Source organism: Pseudomonas lini, assembly GCF_964063345.1.
Taxonomy (GTDB): domain Bacteria; phylum Pseudomonadota; class Gammaproteobacteria; order Pseudomonadales; family Pseudomonadaceae; genus Aquipseudomonas; species Aquipseudomonas lini_B.
Map to the genome: position 1 here is coordinate 6,188,993 of NZ_OZ061318.1, position 22,255 is coordinate 6,211,247.

The 22,255-nt window shown below is 59.2% G+C and carries 19 protein-coding genes; 11 read left to right on the forward strand and 8 right to left on the reverse strand.

Features of this window, described 5'->3' with window-relative positions; genetic code table 11:
* The first annotated feature begins 802 nt into the window (after positions 1 to 802).
* Both AB3226_RS28140 and AB3226_RS28145 read left to right on the forward strand, forming a co-directional pair.
* The gene (locus AB3226_RS28140) at positions 803 to 2,260 is read left to right on the forward strand and encodes an NAD-dependent succinate-semialdehyde dehydrogenase (protein WP_367375443.1); all 1,458 of its coding nucleotides are present in this window, start codon (positions 803 to 805) and stop codon (positions 2,258 to 2,260) included.
* A gap of 34 nt (positions 2,261 to 2,294) precedes the next feature.
* Positions 2,295 to 3,374 carry a tartrate dehydrogenase gene (locus AB3226_RS28145; RefSeq protein WP_218433753.1) on the forward strand — a complete coding sequence of 360 codons (1,080 nt, stop codon included), beginning with the start codon at positions 2,295 to 2,297 and terminating at the stop codon, positions 3,372 to 3,374.
* A 218-nt stretch (positions 3,375 to 3,592) separates the two neighbouring features.
* Here AB3226_RS28145 and AB3226_RS28150 read toward each other — a convergent pair whose 3' ends face one another.
* Positions 3,593 to 4,468 carry a LysR family transcriptional regulator gene (locus AB3226_RS28150; protein ID WP_367375444.1) on the reverse strand — a complete coding sequence of 292 codons (876 nt, stop codon included), beginning with the start codon at positions 4,466 to 4,468 and terminating at the stop codon, positions 3,593 to 3,595.
* A 102-nt stretch (positions 4,469 to 4,570) separates the two neighbouring features.
* On the opposite strand from AB3226_RS28150, the gene AB3226_RS28155 reads away from it, so the two are divergent.
* The 4 genes from AB3226_RS28155 (at position 4,571) to AB3226_RS28170 (ending at position 7,838) form a co-directional block, all read left to right on the forward strand.
* Entirely contained in the window at positions 4,571 to 5,506 is a 936-nt protein-coding gene (locus AB3226_RS28155; protein WP_367375445.1) for an NADP-dependent oxidoreductase, read from the forward strand.
* 34 nt (positions 5,507 to 5,540) lie between these two features.
* Entirely contained in the window at positions 5,541 to 6,410 is an 870-nt protein-coding gene (locus AB3226_RS28160) for an NmrA/HSCARG family protein (protein ID WP_367375446.1), read from the forward strand.
* A gap of 98 nt (positions 6,411 to 6,508) precedes the next feature.
* Positions 6,509 to 6,916: a DoxX family protein gene (locus AB3226_RS28165; RefSeq protein ID WP_367375447.1), complete on the forward strand. Its 408-nt coding sequence runs from the start codon at positions 6,509 to 6,511 to the stop codon at positions 6,914 to 6,916.
* 19 nt (positions 6,917 to 6,935) lie between these two features.
* Positions 6,936 to 7,838, forward strand: a complete 903-nt coding sequence (locus AB3226_RS28170) for a pirin family protein (protein ID WP_367375448.1) — start codon at positions 6,936 to 6,938, stop codon at positions 7,836 to 7,838.
* Between the two features lie 180 nt (positions 7,839 to 8,018).
* On the opposite strand, the gene AB3226_RS28175 is transcribed toward AB3226_RS28170, so the two are convergent.
* The 6 genes from AB3226_RS28175 to AB3226_RS28200 all read right to left on the reverse strand — a co-directional run bounded on the left by AB3226_RS28175 (position 8,019) and on the right by AB3226_RS28200 (position 14,124).
* Positions 8,019 to 9,194 (reverse strand): aminotransferase class V-fold PLP-dependent enzyme, encoded by a 1,176-nt coding sequence (locus AB3226_RS28175; RefSeq protein WP_367375449.1) that lies wholly within the window; start codon positions 9,192 to 9,194, stop codon positions 8,019 to 8,021.
* A 70-nt stretch (positions 9,195 to 9,264) separates the two neighbouring features.
* Entirely contained in the window at positions 9,265 to 9,489 is a 225-nt protein-coding gene (gene tatA, locus AB3226_RS28180; protein WP_367375450.1) for a twin-arginine translocase TatA/TatE family subunit, read from the reverse strand.
* Between the two features lie 85 nt (positions 9,490 to 9,574).
* Entirely contained in the window at positions 9,575 to 10,282 is a 708-nt protein-coding gene (locus tag AB3226_RS28185; RefSeq protein ID WP_367375451.1) for a cupin domain-containing protein, read from the reverse strand.
* 55 nt (positions 10,283 to 10,337) lie between these two features.
* Positions 10,338 to 11,195, reverse strand: coding sequence for a GNAT family N-acetyltransferase (locus tag AB3226_RS28190; protein WP_367375452.1), 858 nt, complete (start codon positions 11,193 to 11,195; stop codon positions 10,338 to 10,340).
* A gap of 408 nt (positions 11,196 to 11,603) precedes the next feature.
* Complete coding sequence (locus AB3226_RS28195) at positions 11,604 to 12,944, reverse strand: OprD family porin (RefSeq protein ID WP_367375453.1); 1,341 nt, start codon at positions 12,942 to 12,944, stop codon at positions 11,604 to 11,606.
* A gap of 253 nt (positions 12,945 to 13,197) precedes the next feature.
* The gene (locus AB3226_RS28200; RefSeq protein ID WP_367375454.1) at positions 13,198 to 14,124 is read right to left on the reverse strand and encodes a 2-hydroxyacid dehydrogenase; all 927 of its coding nucleotides are present in this window, start codon (positions 14,122 to 14,124) and stop codon (positions 13,198 to 13,200) included.
* Between the two features lie 288 nt (positions 14,125 to 14,412).
* Between AB3226_RS28200 and gabT the strand changes: the two genes are divergently transcribed.
* The 5 genes from gabT (at position 14,413) to gabP (ending at position 20,966) form a co-directional block, all read left to right on the forward strand.
* Positions 14,413 to 15,705: a 4-aminobutyrate--2-oxoglutarate transaminase gene (gene gabT, locus AB3226_RS28205; RefSeq protein WP_367375455.1), complete on the forward strand. Its 1,293-nt coding sequence runs from the start codon at positions 14,413 to 14,415 to the stop codon at positions 15,703 to 15,705.
* A gap of 90 nt (positions 15,706 to 15,795) precedes the next feature.
* Positions 15,796 to 16,452: an HAD family hydrolase gene (locus AB3226_RS28210; RefSeq protein ID WP_367375456.1), complete on the forward strand. Its 657-nt coding sequence runs from the start codon at positions 15,796 to 15,798 to the stop codon at positions 16,450 to 16,452.
* Between the two features lie 46 nt (positions 16,453 to 16,498).
* Positions 16,499 to 16,987 (forward strand): Lrp/AsnC family transcriptional regulator, encoded by a 489-nt coding sequence (locus tag AB3226_RS28215; protein ID WP_048393171.1) that lies wholly within the window; start codon positions 16,499 to 16,501, stop codon positions 16,985 to 16,987.
* Positions 16,988 to 17,134: 147 nt separating this feature from the next.
* Positions 17,135 to 19,258, forward strand: coding sequence for a TonB-dependent siderophore receptor (locus AB3226_RS28220; protein WP_367375457.1), 2,124 nt, complete (start codon positions 17,135 to 17,137; stop codon positions 19,256 to 19,258).
* A gap of 304 nt (positions 19,259 to 19,562) precedes the next feature.
* Positions 19,563 to 20,966 carry a GABA permease gene (gabP, locus tag AB3226_RS28225; protein WP_367375458.1) on the forward strand — a complete coding sequence of 468 codons (1,404 nt, stop codon included), beginning with the start codon at positions 19,563 to 19,565 and terminating at the stop codon, positions 20,964 to 20,966.
* Between the two features lie 230 nt (positions 20,967 to 21,196).
* Here gabP and AB3226_RS28230 read toward each other — a convergent pair whose 3' ends face one another.
* Complete coding sequence (locus tag AB3226_RS28230) at positions 21,197 to 22,252, reverse strand: hypothetical protein (protein WP_367375459.1); 1,056 nt, start codon at positions 22,250 to 22,252, stop codon at positions 21,197 to 21,199.
* Between the last annotated feature and the right edge of the window lie 3 nt (positions 22,253 to 22,255).

The window sequence follows — 22,255 nt, forward strand, 5'->3', positions numbered from 1 at the left end:
CAACCGACCAATTTTTCCCGGATGTACTCAATCCAACCGTGGGAGCTGGCTTGCCTGCGATGGCGGCCTGTCAGCCGACCCATCTTCCCCGGATGTACCCACTCCACTGTGGGAGCTGGCTTGCCTGCGATGGCGGCTTGTCAGCCGACCAGTCTTCCCCGAATGTACCCAATCCACTGTGGGAGCTGGCTTGCCTGCGATGGCGGCCTGTCAGTCGACCAGTCTTCCCCGAATGTACCCACTCCAAGTGTGGGAGCGAGCCTGCTCGCGAAGCTGTTGATCTTGCCGTTGCCGTTGCCGTTGCTTTGGCTTTTGATCTTGATCTGCCGCCCCTTTCCCAGAGGCCGAACGCAGGCGCTGCGCAGGGGGCACCGCGGCAAGGATGCCGCGGTAGCCGCCCCCGGCCATGGATGGCCGATGGCGGCGGGCCCCCGGAGCAATGCCTTCGTTATGGCATGCCGAGCCTAGGCGAGGCACCGAATGGAGGGGCAAAAGCGCTTTGGTTACTTTCGCGCTTTTCGAAAGTGACCCGCCGTCAGGGCGGAACCCTAAGCGGCCGTTACCGCAGAAATGGATATGTACTCCCAGCACCAAGCACCAAGCCCCGACAGTGAATCGCTGTAGCCCACGGAATGTGTAGAGAGCATCGTCTGACCGCGACAATATCCATCACCCCACCAACAGTAGAGCCTGCCGTCGAATACCGATTTTCAGCATTCAAAGGCTCCAGTAGCGGCGCTTTCAGCATCCTCGCCTGTGACGACTCAATAAACTGAAGGCTGTCTCGGAACAGGACTCGACCATGCTCAAGAATCGCCTGAAAGACCCCAGCCTGCTGGTAGAACTCGCTTACATCGACGGTCAGTGGATCAGCGCCGACAACGCCGCCACCCTGGACGTCATCGACCCGGCCAGCGGCCAGTTGCTCGCTCGCGTACCCGCGATGCAAGGCAGCGAAACCCGACGCGCCATCGAAGCCGCCGACCGCGCCTGGCCGGCATGGCGCGCACGCCCGGCGGCAGAGCGGGCGGCGCTGCTGGAGCGCTGGTATCAGGCCATGGTCGACAACCTCGACGACCTGGCGCTGATCATGACCTGCGAACAGGGCAAACCTCTGAATGAAGCCAAAGGCGAAATTCGCTACGGTGCAGGCTTCGTCAAATGGTTCGCCGAAGAAGCCCGACGGGTTTACGGCGAAACCATACCGGCACCCAGCGGCGACCGCCGTTTGCTCACGCTCAAACAGCCGGTCGGGGTCTGCGCCGCGATCACCCCCTGGAACTTCCCCAATGCGATGATCACCCGCAAGTGCGCGCCTGCCCTGGCCGCCGGGTGCACGATCATTGTCAAACCCTCGGACCTGACGCCACTGTCGGCGCTGGCGCTGGCGGTGCTGGCCGAACGGGTCGGCATTCCGGCCGGGGTGTTCAACGTCGTCACCGGCATGCCCGCCGGCATCGGCGAAGAACTGACCGGCAACCCGACGGTGCGCAAAATCTCCTTCACCGGTTCCACCGCTGTCGGTCGGCTGCTGATGCGCCAGAGCGCCGAACACATCAAGCGCTTGAGCCTGGAGTTGGGCGGCAACGCCCCGTTCATTGTGTTCGACGATGCTGATCTGGAACAGGCAGTGACGGGCATCATGGTCAGCAAGTTTCGCAACGCCGGGCAAACCTGCGTCTGCGCCAACCGGATTCTGGTGCAGGACGGTATCTACGAACGCTTCGCCCAGCGCCTGGTGGAGGAGGTGGGCAAGCTCAAGGTCGGCAATGGCCTGGACGCCGACGTGACCATCGGCCCACTGATCAATGCGGCGGCGGTGACCAAGGTTGCCCGGCACATCGACGATGCCCTGAGCCTGGGCGCGCGTTTGCTCTGTGGCGGCATCCCCGAGGGCGACAGCCAGTTCGTCCAGCCGACGGTGCTCGCTGAAGCCCATGCCGGGATGCTGCTGGCCAGCGAAGAAACCTTCGGCCCAGTTGCACCGCTGATGCGCTTTACCACCGAGGAAGAGGCGTTGGCCTTGGCCAATGCCACGCCGTATGGCTTGGGCGCCTATTTCTTCACCCAGGATTTGCGCCGTTCATGGCGGTTCGGCGAGGCGCTGGAGTTCGGCATGATCGGTCTCAACACCGGGCTCATTTCCATGGAAGTCGCTCCATTCGGCGGTATCAAGCAATCGGGCCTGGGTCGCGAAGGCAGCAAGTACGGCCTGGATGAATACCTTGAAGTCAAAGCCTTCCACATCGGCGGGCTGTGATCCGGTTTGAACAGACATTGAGGAGCCACGATTGATGAGCAAACCATTCAGAATCGCCGCGATTGCCGGCGATGGCATCGGCAAGGAAGTCTTGCCGGAAGGGCTGCGGGTACTGGAGCAGGCCGCAAAAAAATGGCAACTGGATTTGAGCATCGAAGTGCTCGACTGGGCGCATTGCGATTATTACCTGGAACACGGGCAAATGATGCCCGCCGACTGGTTCGAACAACTCAAGGGCTTCGACGCGATTTACTTTGGCGCCGTGGGCTGGCCGGACAAGGTGCCGGATCACATTTCCTTGTGGGGGTCGCTGCTGAAGTTTCGCCGTGATTTCGACCAATACGTGAACATCCGTCCGGTGCGGCTGTTTCCCGGTGTGCCGTGTCCGCTGGCCGGGCGCGAAGCCGGGGACATCGATTTCGTGGTGATCCGTGAAAACACCGAGGGCGAGTATTCGTCGGTCGGCGGCAAGATGTTCGAAGGCACCGAACATGAGTTCGTGCTGCAAGAGTCGGTGTTCACCCGACGTGGTGTGGACCGGATTCTCAAGTTCGCATTCGACCTGGCCCAGACCCGGCCGCGCAAGCGCCTGACGGCGGCGACCAAGTCCAACGGGATTTCCATCAGCATGCCGTACTGGGACGAACGCACTGCATTGATGGCTGCGAAGTACCCGGACGTCACCTGGGACAAGCAACACATCGACATCCTGTGTGCGCGGTTTGTGCTGCAACCGGACCGCTTCGATGTGGTGGTGGCGTCGAATCTGTTCGGCGACATTCTGTCCGACCTGGGGCCGGCCTGCGCTGGAACCATCGGCATCGCGCCATCGGCGAACCTCGATCCGGAGCGGCGGTTTCCTTCGCTGTTCGAACCGGTGCATGGCTCGGCGCCGGACATCTATGGGCAGAACATCGCGAACCCGATTGCGATGATCTGGTCCGGTGCCTTGATGCTGGACTTCCTGGGCAATGGCGATGAACGCTATCGCGCGGCCCATGACGGCATTCTCAAGGCCATCGAGCAGGTTATCTCCCAAGGACCGATCACCCCTGATCTGGGCGGGCAGGGCTCGACCCAGGATGTCGGTGGGGCAATCGCCGCGGCGCTTTGAGCTGAGGTAACGACAGGTCGGCTGGAAGCTCTATTCATTCTTGTGCGTCACCCTTTTTAGCCCGTTCACACTGCGGGCTTTTTTTTGGGCAAATAGCGATGTGCACTGGGTAGAATTTCTTGAACCTCAGGGAAAGTCCATCCGACCGAATGGCGACTCAAACCAGAGATGTAGCAACTCGCCTGGCGCAACTGTACCCGAGACCTATGAATGGTCTTCTACCCCTCTAATACCAGAGACATGTCCGGGTATTTAGCGCACATGAAATCGACAAATGCGCGAACCTTCGGAGCAGCAAGACGCCTGGACGTGTGCACGACCCAGAGTTCGGGTTCTACACCCGATACCGTGCCCCACTGGACCAGTTCGCCACTAGCAAGCTGGTTCCATGCGATGGACTGTGGGATGAGGGCAGCACCACCGCCAGCGATAGCAGCATCGCGGATCATCAGGAACGAAGAGAACCGCAGCTTTGGGATGGGCTCCAGGACCAGGTGCCCTCCATCGAGTTTCCAATGGGTGGGCTCGAAACTCGAAACCACAATGCTGGGAACTGACCTGATTGCGCCGGGTGTAGGCATCGGTATTTCAGGCGCGGCCACCACAACCAGCCGGTCCTTGGCGAAGCAGCGGCCGACCAGAGTGCTGTCTGGGCTGGGGTTGATCCGAATAGCGACGTCAAATTGTTCCTCGACGAGGTCAACCACGCGATCCTCCGCCACGACCTCGATCGTGACTTCAGGATAGGCCGCACAAAATTCTGCGCCGATGCGCCCCATCGCAAGCTGCGAGAACAGGACTGGGGAAGCAACACGCAAGCGTCCGCGAGGCGTCGATACGCCCTCACGGGCCGCCGTCATGGCTTCGGCCACCTCGGCCAACGGCCCTTCGGCCCTGGCCATCAGTATCTCTCCAGCCTCGGTGAGCTTAAGACCGCGTGCGCTGCGCTCGATCAGCCTCACGCCCAGTTGTTCCTCAAGGTCGGAGATTCGGCGCGATAAGGTGGCTTTGGATATGCCGCTCGCACGGCTCGCCTTTCCGAGCCCCTCATTCGTTGCGACGAGCGTGAAATCGATCAGAGCGTTCAGGTTCATGGTGTTCCATTTTTGAAACGTAGTGTCTACATGTTGGCGTCTTCGTTTTACTGATGCAACAGAATATCTTCTCGTCATTGGAACTCGATACGAGGAACTGCAATGAGCACCCTGCAACGCGCTGTACTGATCCGAGCCTATGGCGGCGCTGATACCGTGGAAGTAGCCGAGGTTGCAAAGCCAGAACCGGCGCAAGGCCAGGTTCTGGTTCGAGTTCGAGCCGCCGGGGTGAACGGTATCGATTGGAAGGTCCGCGAAGGCCATGTGCGAAATGCTTTCCCGCTTCCACTACCAATAGTACTCGGCGCCGAAATGGCGGGAGTTGTCGAGGCTGTCGGCCCCGGTGCCTCTCGCTTCCGTGTTGGCGATCGCGTCATGGGCGCGGTGGGAGGACTGGGCGCCTACGCCGAATTCGTGAGCGTCAGTGAAGCGAGCCTCTCCCTTACGCCTGTAGATCTTGATGACGTCCATGCTGCCGCTGTACCCGTCGCAGCCGTGGCGGCCTGGAAGAGCCTCCATCATGCGGGTCCGATTCATCCGGGCCAGCGAATCCTTATTCACGGCGCGGCAGGAGGACTGGGCGCCTATGCCGTGCAGTACGCCAAGCGGGCCGCCGCCGAGGTCTTCGCAACTGCGGGCACTGCTGACCTGGATTATGTGCGCAGCCTCGGCGCCGATCATGTCATCGACTATCAATCCCAACGTTTCGAGGACGTCGTCCAGGACATTGACTTGGTGCTTGATTACGTCGGGGGTGAGGTACTGGATCGCTCGTGGCAGGTGTTGGCGGAAAACGGCGTCGTTGTCGGCACGTCATCACCCGATATCTTGGCGCGCACGCCGGCGAATCGCCGAGGCCTTTGGTTCATGAACAAACCTGACCCCGAACTTCTGGAGACGCTGGCCCAGGAAATCGCCAGCGGCACGCTGCAGTCCAGGATCGGCAAAGTCGTCGGCTTCACCGACATCCCTGAGGCCATCGAACGTAATCGCAGCGCTTCACGGACTGGCAAGGTAGTGGCGGACTTCTCTCGCTGACCCACTCTAAATATCCACTGTAGGAGATTCAAAAATGAGCATTCTCGTTATTGGTGCCACGGGCACTATTGGTTCACTTATCACTCAGGGCCTTGCCAACGCGGGCGCCGAGGTCAAAGCCCTGGTGCGCCAATCGGGTAAGCGCGACTTTCCGGCCGGCGTTACTGAAGTTGTCGCAGACCTCACCGATGTACCGTCGATGCGCGTCGCGCTGTCATCGGTGCGGACGCTGTTCCTGCTCAACGCCGTTACGCCCGATGAGGTGACGCAAGCCCTCATCACGCTGAACCTCGCTCAGGAGGCTGGCATCGAGCGTATCGTCTACCTGTCGGTGATTCATGCCGACAAGTTCACCAATGTTCCGCACTTCACCGGCAAACATACGGTTGAACGCATGATCGAAAGCCTCGATATCCCCGCAACCATTCTGCGTCCGGCTTACTTCATGCAAAACGAACTCATGGTCCAGCAGACAATTCAGAACTACTCGGTATACCCGATGCCGATCGGCTCGGCGGGCGTTTCGATGATAGATGCGCGTGACATCGCCGATGTTGCCGTTGCAGAGTTGCTGCGACGCGACAGGGCACCTTCCGCCCTGGATCGTGTAACGCTGGAGTTGGTCGGGCCGCAGGCACTTACCGGTGCCTCGGTGGCGAAGATCTGGAGCTCCGTTTTGGGGCGCGACATTGCCTACGGCGGTGACGATGTAGCGGCCTTCGAAGGACAGCTGGCTTCGTACGGTCCCACCTGGTTGGCCTATGACATGCGCCTGATGATGGCGGGCATCCAGAAGTTCGGCATGCAAGCGGCTGACGGTACAGTGGATCGGCTAGAGGCCATCATTGGGCACCCGCTGCGCACCTATGAAGACTTCGTCCGCGAAGCCATTGCCGGGGTTTAAACAGTCAAGGGCAAGGGGGGGATTTTTTGGCCAGTGCGCCGCCCCCCATACTAACTCTGTCCTCGTTCGGCTCTGACCCCTCTAAAGAGAACACTACAATGAGCAACCAAGCTTCCACCGCGTCGAACACTCCGAGCAGAGCTCTCAAGTACACGTCCCTCGGATTACGTCTTGTTGCCGCTGCAGCATTTCTGGCAGCTGGCAGTGCCAAGCTCGCTGGCGTGCCAATGATGGTCGAGGTCTTCGAACATATTGGCTTGGGTCAGTGGTTCCGGACCGTGACGGGATTGGTCGAAGTAACGGGTGCTATCGCCCTGCTGATACCCGTCACCGCTGGACTGGCCGGTCTGCTGCTGGCGGTCACCATGTGTTTTGCTACTTTCACCCACCTGTTTGTTATTGGCGGTAGTCCCGTACCGGCAATCGCGCTGCTGCTGATCACGGCGAGTATCGCTTGGCTCCACCGCGTCGGCATCTTGAACCTCATCCGTCCAATGCAAGCCTGACCTTACGGGAATCGAAACCATGACTACCTCCTCAACCAACCTTGATACGAGTCTGTTCCGGCGTATTGCGCACTGCTCGCGAGGAACGGCAGGTCATGGACCGATTACCCGTCTGATGAGTCCTTCTGATCTGGGGCAGGCTCTCAAGCCCTTCGTGTTCCTCGACATCTTTGACGTCAGTGGAGAGGCTATCCATGCGATGGAGAGCATGCCTTTGCATCCCCATTCGGGCATAGCCACCGTGACGGTTTTTACAGAAGGCCGTGTGCGCTATAACGATCCGGATCATGGGGAAGGGACTATCGGTTATGGTGGTGTCGAATGGATGCGGGCCGGCGCAGGTATCTGGCATGGCAAAGAGCTGACTGCCGAAGACGTTCCTCGCATTCAGGGATTTCAACTGTGGATCGCCTTGCCGGCTGAGCTCGAAAACGGTGAGCCTGAAAGTCGCTACATCCAGTCAGTGGGCGCCAGTGAGAGCCAACCTGCTCATGTGATACTCGGCAACTACCAAGGTGTGCAAAGCCCTATCCCTGCGCCGAAGAACGTCAATTATTTGCTGGTTACTTTAAAACCAGGAGAGCGTTGGGTGTATCAGCCACCTGCCGGCCACAGTGTCGGATGGCTCGCGCTCGCCAAGGGTGCGCTGAATGCCGGAGGCGTTATCCAGGCGGGTGAGATGGTTAGTTTCGACTCCAACGAGGTACCTATCGCCTTGCAGGCATCAGGTCCAGAGGGTGCAGTGTTTGTCTTGGGTTCGGCTGTACCCCATCCCTATCCGCTACACCTTGGATACTATTCGGTGCATACCAGTGCGCAGGCGCTTGAGGCGGGCGAGCGTCGCATAGCCGAGTTGGGTCAGAAGTTGAAGGCTGCCGGGGACCGTCGTACAGCGTCAGGGACGATTCCGGTCTTCCGCTGACGGCTTGCAATCCATTACAGGTTACGCAGGCAGTGACGATTCCATCGAAGCTGACATTAGCCAGAGAGGAGAAGAATACGTCCCCAGTCGATCTCGCCCTGATACATGTCCTTATGCTGGTGCACGTTTCAGGGGGCCACTGCCTCCGTGGGTCTCAAGTGTCCCCCCTGGCCCGCCGGTCTACCTGCTTGCAACCACCTGCCTTAGCGCCTCGACAAAGCGGCATAGATCGCTCTTCTGCGTGTAGAGGCTCGGCGATACCCGAAGGCCGCTGATGTGTCTGATCTGGCGGAACTTGACATGCACCCCGTGGGTGTTTCGAAGCGCCTGCTCAATCCATCGAGCATCGCATTGATCGATAGAGAACAGACTGACTGCGCCCAGCTCAACGGAATCAAGGGGCGTGTGGAGCCTGAAACCGGGGATATTGCTGGCGAGGTCAACCCAGTAGCGGGTCAGCTCCTGTAGACGCGCGTGAATGGCTTGCGTGCCGATTTGCGCATGGAAACGGATGGCGGGGGCAATGCCCGCCTGTATCGCCGAGTTATAGGTGCCGAGATTCCAGTGGTCGAACTTGTCGATCTGCAGCGGCTGCGGGTCGAAAGGTCCCAGCAACGGCCAGGTATTGTCGATTCGGTCGCGCCTGACAATGAGCATGCCATTGCCAACCGGAGCGCCCAGCCATTTGTGCAGGCTGGTGACGAAGTAGTCGCAACCCAGTTCGCGGAAGCTGAGCGGCATCTGCGCAAACGTCTGGGCACCGTCCACCACCGTGATAATCGCCCGCGCCCGCGCCCGGGCCAGCGCACAGATGCGTTTTACCGGGAGGACCCGCCCGGTCCAGTGCAGCATGTGGGTCAGCTGGATCACCCGGGTGCGCGGGGTAATGGCCTGCGCATAAGCATCGACGATGACATTCTCGTCGTCCATCAGGTCGAAGTCGACGGTCACCACTTCGATGCCTTCGCGCTGCTGACGCTGCAACCATCCGGCTATTACGCTCGGGTAGTCCCACAGCGAAACCAGCACTTGGTCGCCGGCCTTCAATGGAATGCCGAAGATGGCTGTCGACAAGCCTTCGGATGAGTTGCGGTTCAGGGCGATCTCATCGGGATCGCAATCGGCCATGTCAGCCAGCTGTTGCTTGATCGTAGGGAGCTCGGCGTCGAGCTTGCTCCACATGTTGACGTCCGGGTTCTGGCTGATCAGCCGATAGGCATCGATCATAGCCTGCTCTACCACCAGCGGCGGCGGGCTCACGGCCGCGTTGTTCAGGTTCAGTAGGGGGCGCTGCTCCGGATAGGCTGCGCGCACGCGCTCCCAGAATGCTTCTCCTCCGACAGACTTGTCTGACATCGACTGCACTTCCATTCCTGCTTTTCACCTCTGTTTGAATGGTTGACTGAGGCTTGGCATTCGCCAGGGTTCAGTATTTTTTTACCGAGTCTTCGAGCGTGCGCGCCTGAACGTCAATGGGCGGATCCCTGGGCTCATCAGTGACTGGCTTATCGTCGCCCATGGATTTGCGGAACCCCTTGATCGTGTCGCCGATATCCGTCCCCAAACCTTTCAGGCGCCTGGTTCCGAACAGCATGATCACGATCAACAGGATGATCAGGAGTTTCCCGGTACTGAAGCCACCTAATCCCATTATCTGTACTCCGCCGTAAGTGATTGCTCAGTTTGGTAGTGGGGCCAGCGGAGGAATATTCTCTGCCAGCACTCACTGGGTTCAGTTATTTGACGACGTAGAACTTGCGTACATAGACGCTGCTATGCCATGCGCATGGGGCGCCTCGGGGCACGAATACCGTATCGCCGGTGTTGACCGTCAGATCAGTCCCGTCCGCCACCTGAAGGGTGACGCTGCCTTCGATCAGGTGCATCAGTTCATGCAGCAGGTGCGGCCTCGCCCCGCGGGTATAGGGTGTCGAGTCCCAGACGCCGATGCGCAGGTTGGTCGGTTCTTCGACAAACAAATTGTGCGAGCGACATTGCGGTGCCGGGCTTAGCAGAATCTCTGGCCCCGGTGCCGCCGAGGGAGAGAGCAGGGTTAGCGGGGGGAGCGCGGTGAGCCCGGGATGGCGTTCTTCAACGAGCTGGGTATCCGCGCAGAATGCCCAGAGAGAGTCGGGTTGCGCCTCGATCTGCAGCGACGTACCACGGGCGATCACGGCGCTGTCGCCGGGATTTAGTTGGAGCCTGTGATCCTGGCTCTGCAGGGTGACGCGTCCCGCGTGAACCACGATCATTTCGCTGTAGGGATAGTCATCGACGCTGAATTGTCCGCTCGCCTGGACCACGCCGGCAGCGATGTCATCCGGCCCGAGATAAGCAATGTGCCGGTCGAAAGGATCGGTGACCCCCAACGAACCGGGGGTGAATTTTGTTGAAGCGGGACTGCCGTCGGCGTGTGCCAACAGCACTGCAGTGGGCTCGAGCATGAAGGTGTTTCTCCAAAAAATGCATCGTGTTGCGTTGGATGTACTGAGGGGTTTGTCAGCCGATGGCCTGAGTCACCAGCGCAAACTGGCGCACTGCGCCGACAGCCTGCGGTGGGGTGCCGCGAGCCATTTGTGCGACGGTGTCGACGTGCTTCAGCCCGGCCTCTTCCAGCCAAGGGGCCAGACCGCTGTCGGACGGTATGTCCATGCGCACGAAGGCGTCCGGCACTTGGGCCAACAACAGCGCAATCAAGTGCTTGGCCTGCTCTGGATTTTCCGCGATGACCGGGCCGATACAGCGACCACGGCCGAATGGACGCAGCATGGCGAAAGCGCGCAGCTGACCATCGCGCTCGATACCGACCGAGTGTTCGACGATATCGAACAGATCATTGAGCACGGCGTGTCTGTCCAGGCCGCTGCCGGCGTTGGCCAGTTCAATCTGGTTGCTCCGATCGGCTTCGATCAGCGGACGGCAATGCTCACCGGCTGCCAGGTCATTGAGTGCAGGAACCTGTGCGTGCCCCTGATGTTGTTGAATATGTCCAAACTCAATGAACCCCTGGCTGGCATAAAGCGGGGCGCCGGCCAGCGTCGCATTGAGCACGGGGGTACGCGATCCGCAAGCCTCAAGTGCCAGTTCCATCAGCTTGCGACCTATACCCTGGCCCTGGTACTCATCACTGACGATCACCAGGCCGATGGTGGCGTAATCTCCCTGCGGACAGGTGAACGCGGTACCGATCAGGCGGTCTTGGTCTTCTACGACAAAACCCTGCGCGATGCGCTGCAACATGGCCCAGTCTTCCAGGCGGTGGGGCCACTTCAACTGCACGGACAAGTCATGGGCTGACGCCACATCGGCTGAGGTCATGGGGCGATAGATGTAGGCTGGGCGTTGCGAAATGGACATGGCAGGTCTCCATTGACAGGGCGCGTAATCGGTCGGATTTCTCCGCGCAAAGTATTGGTATCTCACCTGCGGAGAGGCCTGACAAGAGGCTCCAATTGATTCGGCAGATTCCGTCAGCGACGGCTCTGCAGACCACAGTTACTGCTCAAATGAGAAGCTGGATCGGCAGCAAATACCGGGTCGGATTTCAGGATGCAGATCAAACGAAGGGCACTCCTGATGGATACATTGCTGAAAAAAAAAGGTGCCCGAATTGGGCTAATGCCAGTCAGTTAAGCGCAATCCATGTGGGAGCGGCGTATTAACTGACTGGCATTACCCGAATGGGCACCTCAAGGCTAAGGGAGCGAGGAGGAGGCCTTTAAAAAAGTTGGCCGGTCCACGCGCTAAACCGACCGGGGAAAATCCTTACAAAATGCTCAGCGGGTACTCGATGATCAGGCGGACCTCGTCGATATCGCTGTCGAACGAGGTGGAGCGGTGGGTGGCTTGGCGCAGGCGGAAGGACAGGTCCTTGGTCGCACCTTCCTGGATCACGTATTTGGCTTCCAGATCGCGTTCCCAATGTTTCTGGTCATCACCCACCTTATTGGCGTAAGCGCCGTTCGGATCGGCCTTGGTGCCATCGATTTGATCGCCTTTGACATAGCGGGTCATAAAACTCAGCCCCGGTATGCCATAGGCGGCCATGTTCAGGTCATAGCGAGCCTGCACGGAGCGCTCGTTAGGGGCGTTGAAGTCGGAGTACTGAACCGAGTTGGCCAACCAGATCGAGTCCACACCGATGTAGTCGAAATACTCGTCGCCATCGATCTTCTGGTAGGCCAGGGTGAGCTTGTGGGCGCCGACGGAATAAGCCGCCTTCGCCGACCAGCTGGTGGTGTCCAGTTTACCGGCACGCGCTTCGCCCTGGTCACTGGTCTTGTAGGCTGTCAGCCCGAAATTGAGCGACTGCTTGTCAGCCAGCGGAATCGTATAGGAGGCACTGCCGAAGTGTTGGCGCCAGACATTGACGGCCTCACTGGTGTACGCCTTCAGGATGAGGTTTTCGTTGATTTTATAGGTGCCGCCGACGAAGTCGACGCTGTCAGCTTCGGTCCCTCCGTAGGTGGTGAACAGACCGTCATCGGAGTTGGTCGAATTGCGATTGTTGAAGGCGGTGAAATGGCCACCCTCGAGGGATAAGGCATCGAACTCGTTGCTAGTCAATTGAAAGCCGGTCGCTGTTTCCGGCAGCAGGCGGTTGTCGCCGGTGGCGAGTACCGGAGCGGTCGGGCGTTGTTCGCCGTACTTCAGCACGGTAGAGGAAATGCGCATCTTCACAGCGCCGCCAATCTCGCCATAGGCGTCCGGCACGTCAGCTTGGGCGGTGCGGTTGTTGCTGATCGGCAGCAGGCCGGTCCCGGCCCGGCCGCGGCCGCTGTCCAGTTTGACCCCACCGTAGGCGAAGGCATCGGTGCCGAAACCGATGGTGCCCTGGGTGAAACCGGAAGCGAAGTTGAGCATGGCCCCCTGTGCCCACTCCTCGCGATAGCCGTTGCGCTCGCTGGACGGCATGGAGCCGTTGATCCCCTGGCTGTTGCTGCCGCCATGGCGGAAGTCGCGGTTCATATAGAAGTTACGGTTGAGCAGCACCAGGCTGCTGTCTTCAATGAAGCCCTTGGCTTGCTGTTGCTGATCCGCTATTGCCAGTTGCGCGGTGGCGGCAATGACCGCCAAGGAGAGAGCGCTTTGTTTTGCGATGTTCATCGCTTACCTCATTTGATCTTATTAGTATTCGTTGCCTGTACGGCAGGCAACGTTCTGCTCAGGTGAACACTGCGAAGCAAACCGGGAGAACCCTGGATCTTGTCGATCACCGCACGGCCGGGCTGCACACAGCGGGTGGCTGTATCGCAGCTACGGCGAGGCCTGGCAATGGGCTGAAGTCAATTCGGTAGATTGCATAAGTTGCGACTTCACAGGCCGCAGTTATTGCTCAAACGAGGGGTAAGGCCAGTAGTTAGTAACTTCGCTCGCGGTCAACCTGGCCAAGCATTGATTCACCACGTTGATGCCGACGGATGTTCTCCAGCAGCACGCTAAATGCGCTTTCTGGCTGAGTCATCGCCGCGATATGCGGTGTCAGCAATATCTGCGGATGCTGCCAGAAGGGATGATCCGGCGCGGCCGGTTCCTGTTCCAGTACGTCGAGCACCGCCGCGCTGATCTGGCCGCTGGCCAGAGCCTCGAGCAGATCCTCTTCTATCAGATGCCCACCGCGGCCCATGTTGACCAAGGCAGCACCTTTGGGCAGGTGCTGAAACAACTGACGGTTGAGAATCCCTTTGGTCTGCTCGGTCAGTGGCAGGACACAAAGCACGATGTCGCACTGGCCTAGGAAGGTCGGAAGTTGTTCAGCACCCGCAAAGCAGTCCACTCCGTCGATGTGATGCTCGCTGCGTGCCCAGCCCGACAAGGCAAAGCCAAAAGGCTGCAAGGTGGCCAGAATCTGTTGAGCCTGTGTGCCGAGCCCCATCACGCCCACTCGACGTTTGGCTGCCGGTTGCAGCAGGTGAGCCTGCCAGCACCGGGCCATTTGTTGCTGGCGATAACGGAGCATATCCCGGTGCAGGCTCAGCACCGCAAAAGTGGCGTATTCGCACATGCCCCGGGTGATGCTCGGGTCGAGTAAACGGACCACCGGCAGGGTCGTGGGCAAGCGGTCAAGGTCAAGCTGATCGACCCCGGCCGACAAGGCGAACAATACCTGCAGGTTTGGCAACAAGGTGTCGAGATCGTCCGGCGCCTGCCAGGCTGCCAGGTAGCGAATATCCTGCGGATCGCCGATGTCTGGCCAGGCACGCCATTCGATATCTGGAGCATGCTCGGCGAATAGGCGCTTCCAATGTTCGCCGCGCACCGGGTCAGCTTTATAGAGCAGGGCCATGGGTAATTTCTCGCATTAAATAGGGAGCATCAAGCATGCCCGAGTGACGAAGCAGGATATGTCGAAAGACTCTACGTAAACACATGACGCTGCGTTGTAGGGGGCGCATATCGGCAGATTCCATGGGGGCTGGCCACCGCTGAAGGATTCTGCTGTTTGCCGGGGTGAAAACAGTCGATCCCGATTTCTCAGAGGCCAAGTTCGGCTTAGACAATTGCGTCGAAAGCTTAACCTGTGAAACACGTCGCAGCCGCTTCCCGGTTGCCAGGCCCACTATGAGAGATGCCAATGAACAGTAAAGTCGAAGAAACCCCGAGTTTGCTCCGTCAACGCGATCAATTCGTGCCACGGGGACTGGTCACCGCACATCCGCTGGTTATCGATCGTGCCCAGGGTTGCGAGGTGTGGGACGTGGATGGGACACGTTATCTGGACTTCGTCGGTGGCATCGGCGTTTTGAACATTGGCCACAATCATCCGAAGGTGGTTGCGGCGGTGCAAGCCCAATTGCAAAAGGTCAGCCATGCTTGCTTCCAGGTGGTGGCTTACAAACCCTATCTGGACCTGGTACAGCGTTTGTGCGAGTTGGTCGGTGGTCGCGAAGCCTATAAGGCGGCGCTGTTTACCTCCGGTGCAGAGGCGGTGGAAAACGCGGTGAAGATCGCCCGCGCGCATACCAATCGCCCGGCGGTCATCTCCTTTCGTGGCGGTTTCCATGGGCGCACGTTGCTCGGTACGACCTTGACCGGCATGAGCCAACCCTACAAGCAGAACTTCGGGCCCTTCGCTCCCGAAGTCTTCCATACCCCGTACCCTAACGCCTATCGCGGTTTCACCAGCGAGATGGCGCTGCAAGCCCTGAACGAATTGCTGGCGACCCAAGTTCCCGCGGACCGGGTAGCGGCGATCATCATCGAGCCGGTGCAGGGCGATGGAGGCTTCCTCTCCGCGCCGCCGGAGTTCCTCCAGGCACTGCGGGCTCTGACCGAGCAACACGGCATCGTGCTCATTCTCGATGAAATTCAGACCGGCTTCGGTCGCACCGGCAAATGGTTCGGTTTCCAGCACGCAGGCATTCAGCCGGATCTGGTCACCGTGGCCAAGAGCCTGGCCGGTGGTTTGCCGATATCGGGCGTGGTGGGTCGTGCGCACATCATGGACGCGCCATTACCCGGTGGTCTCGGCGGTACTTACGGCGGTAACGCCTTGGCTTGCGCGGCGGCGCTGGCGGTGATCGAAGCCTACGAACAGGAACAATTGCTCGCGCGCGGTGATGCCTTGGGCGAACGGTTGCGTCAGGGCCTGCTGCGCTTGCAGGCACGTCATCCGCGTATTGGTGACGTACGCGGTACTGGCTTCATGCTGGCGATCGAACTGATCAAAGACGACGAGGCCCGCAGCCCCGACGCCGAACTCACCCAGCAATTGATCGATCAGGCCAGGGTTGGCGGGCTGTTGGTGATCAAATGCGGCGTACACCGGAATGTGCTGCGCTTCCTTGCGCCTCTGGTGACCGACGACGGTCAGATCGACGAAGCGCTGGCGATTCTTGAGGCAGCATTGTTACGCGTGTTGAATTAACCTCAGACTTCGGTTGGCGCAGCATCGCTGCGTCAACCGGAGCGTTTGGAACGCATGGATTGTTGAATGCATCATGGGAGGCTACACACCATGTACCTGACTGATTATCGTGCACTGTTGATCGATTGCGATGATGTTCTGGTCGATCGGGATTCGGGTATCTGGACGGCCCTGCAACCGTTGCTCGAAAACCATTCGGGAGTGCTGGGCAGGGAAGAGGTATTGGCTGCGTTTGACGAGGCGGTGAGCACACTTTATCCACGTTTTTCCGAGCTGGGTTTCAGTGGCTTATTGTGCTTCGCCCATCGTCAGTTGGCAGAGCGTTTTGGGCTCAAGGCCAGCTGGGAGGAGGGGATGAGTTTCGCCCGGTCGGTGGGCAACTGGTCGCTGTTCGAGGATGCGCCCGGTGCCATGTTGTATCTGCGCAAATTCTATCGGCTGCTGGTGTGCTGCGATCGTGATGCCGCGGATCGCGAACAGCTCTGTGAGCGTTTGGGGATTACGCCCGAGGACTTGCTTTCCCGAGTCAGCAAGCCACTGGAGGACAGCGTCTGGTTGCAGGACAATAACCTGCAAGCCAAAGATATCCTGCAGGTTTCCAGACCTCCTGCCGAGCCGCCAAAATCGGCTGGTTTGTGCCTGATCTGTCGTGGCCATGGGAACGACACCCAGCAATGCCCTGCGGATTTTTGCATCAATAGCATGGCTGACCTGGTCGCTCAGCATCAGCAATCCTTACACCGCTGATTTTGTTATAACCTCTGTACATCCGAACGGCATCAAGAGGTATGCGATGGAAGGTTTGATCAAACTAGACCGCATTGATATCAGTATCCTGGTTGAGCTGCAAAAAGACGGCCGAATGACTAACGTCAGCCTGGCCGATGCGGTGGGTCTGTCGTCCAGCCCTTGCTTGCAACGGGTCAAGCGGCTTGAGTCGGCCGGGTATATTTCCGGGTATAGAGCCCATCTCAATCTCGCCAAGATTACCGACTCGGTCACGGTATTTACCGAGATCACGCTCAGCGACCACAAGCGAGAGGACTTCGCCAAGTTCGAGTCCAATATTCGTTTGGTCGATGAGGTACTTGAGTGCCACTTGATCAGCGGTGGTTACGATTACCTGGTGCGTTTCATGACCTGCAGCATCCAGCATTATCAGGAAGTGATGGAAGGTCTGCTGGACAAGAACATCGGTATCTCCAAGTACTTCAGTTACATCGTCATCAAATCGCCGGTACTCAAAGATGGGGTTCCGTTGCGCAGGCTATTGCGTCACTGAGACCCGGCCATGAGCGCAATTAATTTTGCTATCGCCCCTGTTTTACCGAGATAAAACGTATCAGCAGAGAATGGGAATTGATATTATTCGTCATCAATTTTCGCCGAGCTCCTGATGTGCCCGGCATCTTCTCAAGGTTGTCTGTCGATGCGTCGAACTCTCGTTTCTCTGTGTGTGATCCAAGCCATTTTCCAGACCACCTGGGCTGACCAGGCACCGACCGATCCTGCGTCAATAGAGTTACAAGCGATCGACATCAACGGCACATTCGAAGAGCCGGCTCAGGGCCCGGTCCAAGGGTATCGGGCGACTCGTTCGGCCAGTGCGACGCGCACCGACACTCCAATTCATGAAACCCCACAATCCATCAGCGTTGTCACCAAGGATGTCGTGGAAGACCTCGGCGCCACCCGTTTGCAAGACGCTCTCGATTACGCCGGTGGCGTGGGCCGTGCGAACAATTTCGGCGGCCAGGGCCTGACCACTTTCACCGTGCGTGGCTTTACCACCGGTGAGTTCTACCGCAACGGTTTCCCGATCAACCGCGGTTATCCGAACATGCCTGATGCCAATACCATCGAGCGCCTGGAGGTCCTGCGCGGGCCAGCCACAACACTCTATGGCCGTGGCGACCCGGGCGGCACCTTCAACGTGGTGTCCAAACAACCCCTGGCAGAGCGCACCGTCACCTTGGGCAGTCAGCTCAACGATCAGGGCATGCGTCGCGGCACGCTGGATGCCTCAGGGCCGCTGGATGATGAAGGACGACTGGCCTATCGGCTGAACGTGATAGGCGAGGGTGGCGATACCTTCCGTGATCACGTCGAAAACGAGCGTTACGGTGTGGCGCCGGTGCTCGGTTGGCAGGTCAACGACACCACCCGTATCACCTTCGAAGGCGATTTCATGCGCAACAACGCGCCGCTCGATCGGGGTGTGACCCGCTATCGCAATCAGATCGGCGTCGCGTCGCGGGATACTTTTTTCGGTGAGAAGGATGTCGGCAAGCTGCACAACGACAACAACATGGCGCAGGTGCGTTTCGAGCATTTCCTGAACGACGACTGGACCTTGGGCGGCGGCGGCCAGTGGCTCGACGGCAGCATGCAAGGCAATGCCATCGAAGGCAACGGTGTCGCTGCCGACGGCCGCACGCTGGGACGCAACTTCAACTACCGCAAGCTGGAGTGGCGCGACCGGGATGTGCAGTTGAACCTGACAGGGCATTTTTCCACGGCCGGATTCGACCACACGTTGCTGACGGGCATCGAATATGAGGATTACGACTACAAGTCGATCATCCGTCGCTCCAGTGGGGCGGTGAGTTCCTACCCCATCGATATTTTTGACCCGGTCTACGGCCAGCCGCGTCCGGCGCTGACTCGCACCACCACCCACGATCAGGAAAACCTCAAGACCTACGCCGCTTTCGTGCAAGACCAGGTCACCTTGACCGAGGGATTGAAAGCCTTGGCAGGCGTGCGTTTCGAACGCTTCGAACATGATTACGACAACAACCTCGTCAACGGTGTGAGCTGGACCAGCAGCGACAACGCTGTCACCCCGCGCCTGGGGCTGATCTACGATTTGACCCCGACCGTGGCGATCTATGCCGACACGGCGCGGTCCTTCAAGCCCAACAGCGGTGCCAGTCGAACGGGTGGCGGCTTCAAACCTGAAGAAGGCAAATCCTACGAGGTGGGTGTCAAGTGGGAGGCCTTCGATCGCCAGTTGAGCGTGGATGCCGCGGTGTATCAGATCGAAAAAAGTAATGTCCTGACGACAGACCCGGTGGACTCGACCTTCAGCGTGGCGGCGGGCGAAGTTCGTAGCCGTGGCTTCGATCTGAATGTGGCCGGCAACCTCACGCCGCAGTGGCGCATGATCGGTGGCTACGCCTATGTGGATGCCGAAGTCACCCAGGACAACGTGCTGAGATCTGGTACGCGCCTGGTGAACATTCCGCGCAATAGTTTCAGCCTGCTGAACGTCTACGAGTTTCAGGACGGCGGCCTCAAAGGGCTGGGCCTCGGGCTGGGCACCAAGTATGTCGACGAGCGCGCCGGCCAGACCGCGGCCAATGCCTTCTCCATGGATAGCTACACGGTGGTCGACCTGCTCAGCTATTACAAAGTCAACGAACACCTGCGGCTGAATCTTGACCTGAAGAACCTGTTCGACAGCCACTATGATGAAGGCGCCTTTGGCAACGTCTACGCCTATCCGGGTGCGCCGAGAACCGTGCAAATGGGCTTCTCGTACACTTTGTAACGGATAGACAGGTAGCGCCCTTGTTATGAGGGCGGCTAGTTTCGGACGACATTTCACCAGGCGCGTTACGCGCAACGCATGTCGAAATCAGACTAAAAAGTGGCGCATTTGGGCTATTGGGTTTCAAGACAAGACGCGTAAGGTGGCGCGTCACTTCATGGCCGTGTGCAGCCGTGATGCCTGATTTAGAAACCCGGGAGCGTTTGAGGTGCGCCGCGTTCGGATGCGGCAACAGGGAGAAATGATGATCGCCTGACCCTCAGTCAGTACGCCCTAACGTCGATCACCAGAGAATAAAAAAACAATGAATAGCCTGAACTCCAAAGATTCGAACGGACAACTGGCGCAGGGTTTCAAGCCGCGTCACGTCACAATGCTTTCTATCGCGGGGATAATTGGCGCAGGTTTGTTTGTCGGTTCGGGACATGCCATCGCTGCCGCAGGGCCGGCGGTATTGCTGGCTTATCTGTTTTCCGGCCTGTTGGTCGTTCTGGTCATGCGCATGCTGGGCGAAATGGCGGTTGCCAACCCGGACACCGGATCTTTCTCTACCTACGCCGACCAGGCAATCGGACGTTGGGCAGGCTTCACCATCGGCTGGCTGTATTGGTGGTTCTGGGTGCTGGTGATACCGATCGAGGCGCTCGCGGCCGGGCATGTATTGAATCAATGGCTCCCGCAGATCGATACCTGGTTGTTTGCCTTGCTGTCGATCATTGTGTTGGTGGTGACTAACCTGTTCAGTGTGTCCAAATACGGTGAGTTCGAATTCTGGTTTGCGATGGCCAAAGTCGTGGCGATCATTGGATTCATCGGCCTTGGTTTTGCGGTGTTGATGGGGTGGATTCCAGAGCGCGAAGCCAGCGGATTGAGTCGACTCATGGAGGAGCATGGCGGTTTTGCGCCCAATGGCCTGTCAGCGGTTGTAGGGGCATTCATCACCATCATGTTCAGCTTCATCGGTACGGAAGCGGTGACCATCGCAGCGGCCGAATCCAACAACCCGGCGCAGAACATCGCCAAAGCTACCCGCTCGGTGATCTGGCGCATCGGGGTGTTTTACGTGCTGTCCATTTTCGTGGTCATTTCAGTGGTGCCCTGGAACGATCCGTTGTTGGCGTCGGTGGGTTCTTACCAACGAGCGCTTGAGTTGATGAACATTCCCCACGCCAAGCTCATGGTCGATATGGTGGTGTTGATTGCCGTGGCCAGCTGCATGAACTCGTCGATTTATATTGCCTCGCGCATGTTGTTTTCGCTGGGCAAGCGCGGTGATGCACCGCAGCCGCTGAAGGTAACGTCGTCGGCGGGCGTGCCGAGGGCTGCGGTAATCGCCAGCACCGTACTGGGTGCCGGTGTGACCTTGTTCAGCTATTTCATGCCCGCCGGTTTATTCCAGTTTCTGCTCGCCAGCTCCGGCGCCATTGCCTTGCTGGTGTACCTGGTTATCGCAGTGTCGCAACTGCGCATGCGCAAGATTCTGCTTCGGCAGAACGTCACGCTGACCTTCAAGATGTGGTTGTTCCCCTGGCTCACCTGGTTGGTCATCGCCTTCATCTGCGCAGCGTTGGCGGTGATGATGGTGACGCCCGAGCACCGTATGGAAGTTTCTTCGACCATCGGCCTGGCGCTGGTGATTTCCTTTATCGGCCTGGTGACCGCGCGTCAGCATGGGCAGCAGAGTGCGGTGTCGGCGCAAAGCGCATAGCAGCCATATCAGCGTAAACCTGCAGCGATCTTATCAGTGCGCCAGCAGGGGCGGGGCGGTTAACGCCGCCAGCGCCGGCCATTCACCGCTCTCATCCTCAGTCTAATTCCTGCGCAAGACACAAGCGGGCTTGCTCGCGAAAACGGTGTATCAGTCAACGTCAAGGCTGAATGACACACCGAATTCGAGAGCAAGCCCGCTCCCAGGTGGACTGCGCCAGGTTGTGTTTTTCAGAGCTGTACCCGTCGCAGTCTGCCGCTCAACGGGACGACGTTGTTGTCTGGCGTGGGCAGTGGCCGGCCGGCTAATCCCATGCCTTCGCTCACCAGTACCGTATCCTCCACCAGGCACAGATTGGAAGGGGTATCCAGGCCGCGGGCGAGCACGGCGACTTGGGCGGTTTGCAGGTTGCAGCGCAGCAGTCGCCCGGTGAAACGGGTAAAGCCGCCATGCAGCGGTTCGCCGTTCCAGTCCGGCGGCAAGGGTTGCTGCAGGCGGTCGCAGAGCTCCAGGACCAGCACATTGCCCTGCGGACACAGTGCTAGTCCGGTGGGCAGTTGCAGGCCATGAATCAGCACCTCGATCTGCCCGCTGTCGGGCCAGACCCGAATCACTCGGCCTGCCTTATCGGCAAAGTCGATGCCCCTGCGCGTCGGGTCGCCCTGCAGCTCTCCGGAGAACAGGCTGATCAGCACGGCGTCTGTCGCCGGTTCGTACACCAGGGTCACGGGAACGGCTTCCTGGCCCTGGTCCAGTTCGGGCAACTGGACCAATACGCGCTCGCCTTGTTCGCCGGTGAATTCCACCAACTGATTGGTATCGGGTTTGACCGCCAGCCAGCTGCGGCGGGTCGGGTGATAACACAGCGCATTCAGATTGCCGCGGCTGTGGAACGCCGGCTCGGGCGGGGTGTATTGCAGGTCCAGCAGTTTGGAGCCCTCGACGTAATCGGTCTGGCTGAGCAGGCAGCGCCCGTCACCACAGGCGATGTCCGACAAACCCATGATTTCATCGCGCAGCATGCGGGCCTGCATGTTCATCGAGCGAAAACCTTGCGCCAGTGTTTCGCGGGGCAGGTAGGCGCCGGGTGTGTGCGGATCCGGTCGCAGTCGACTGATGCGGCCGCTGAAGGGCTGGTCCGGCAGGCCTGAGCCGGCTTCAGTCAGCAGCAGGCTGCCATCGGCCTGCATACAAAGGCCCCGAGGGTTCAGCAGGCCCTCGGCGATGATCGTACTCGGGCGCAGGGTTTCGCTGGGTCGCGCCGGGATATAAAAGGGAACGGGCATAAG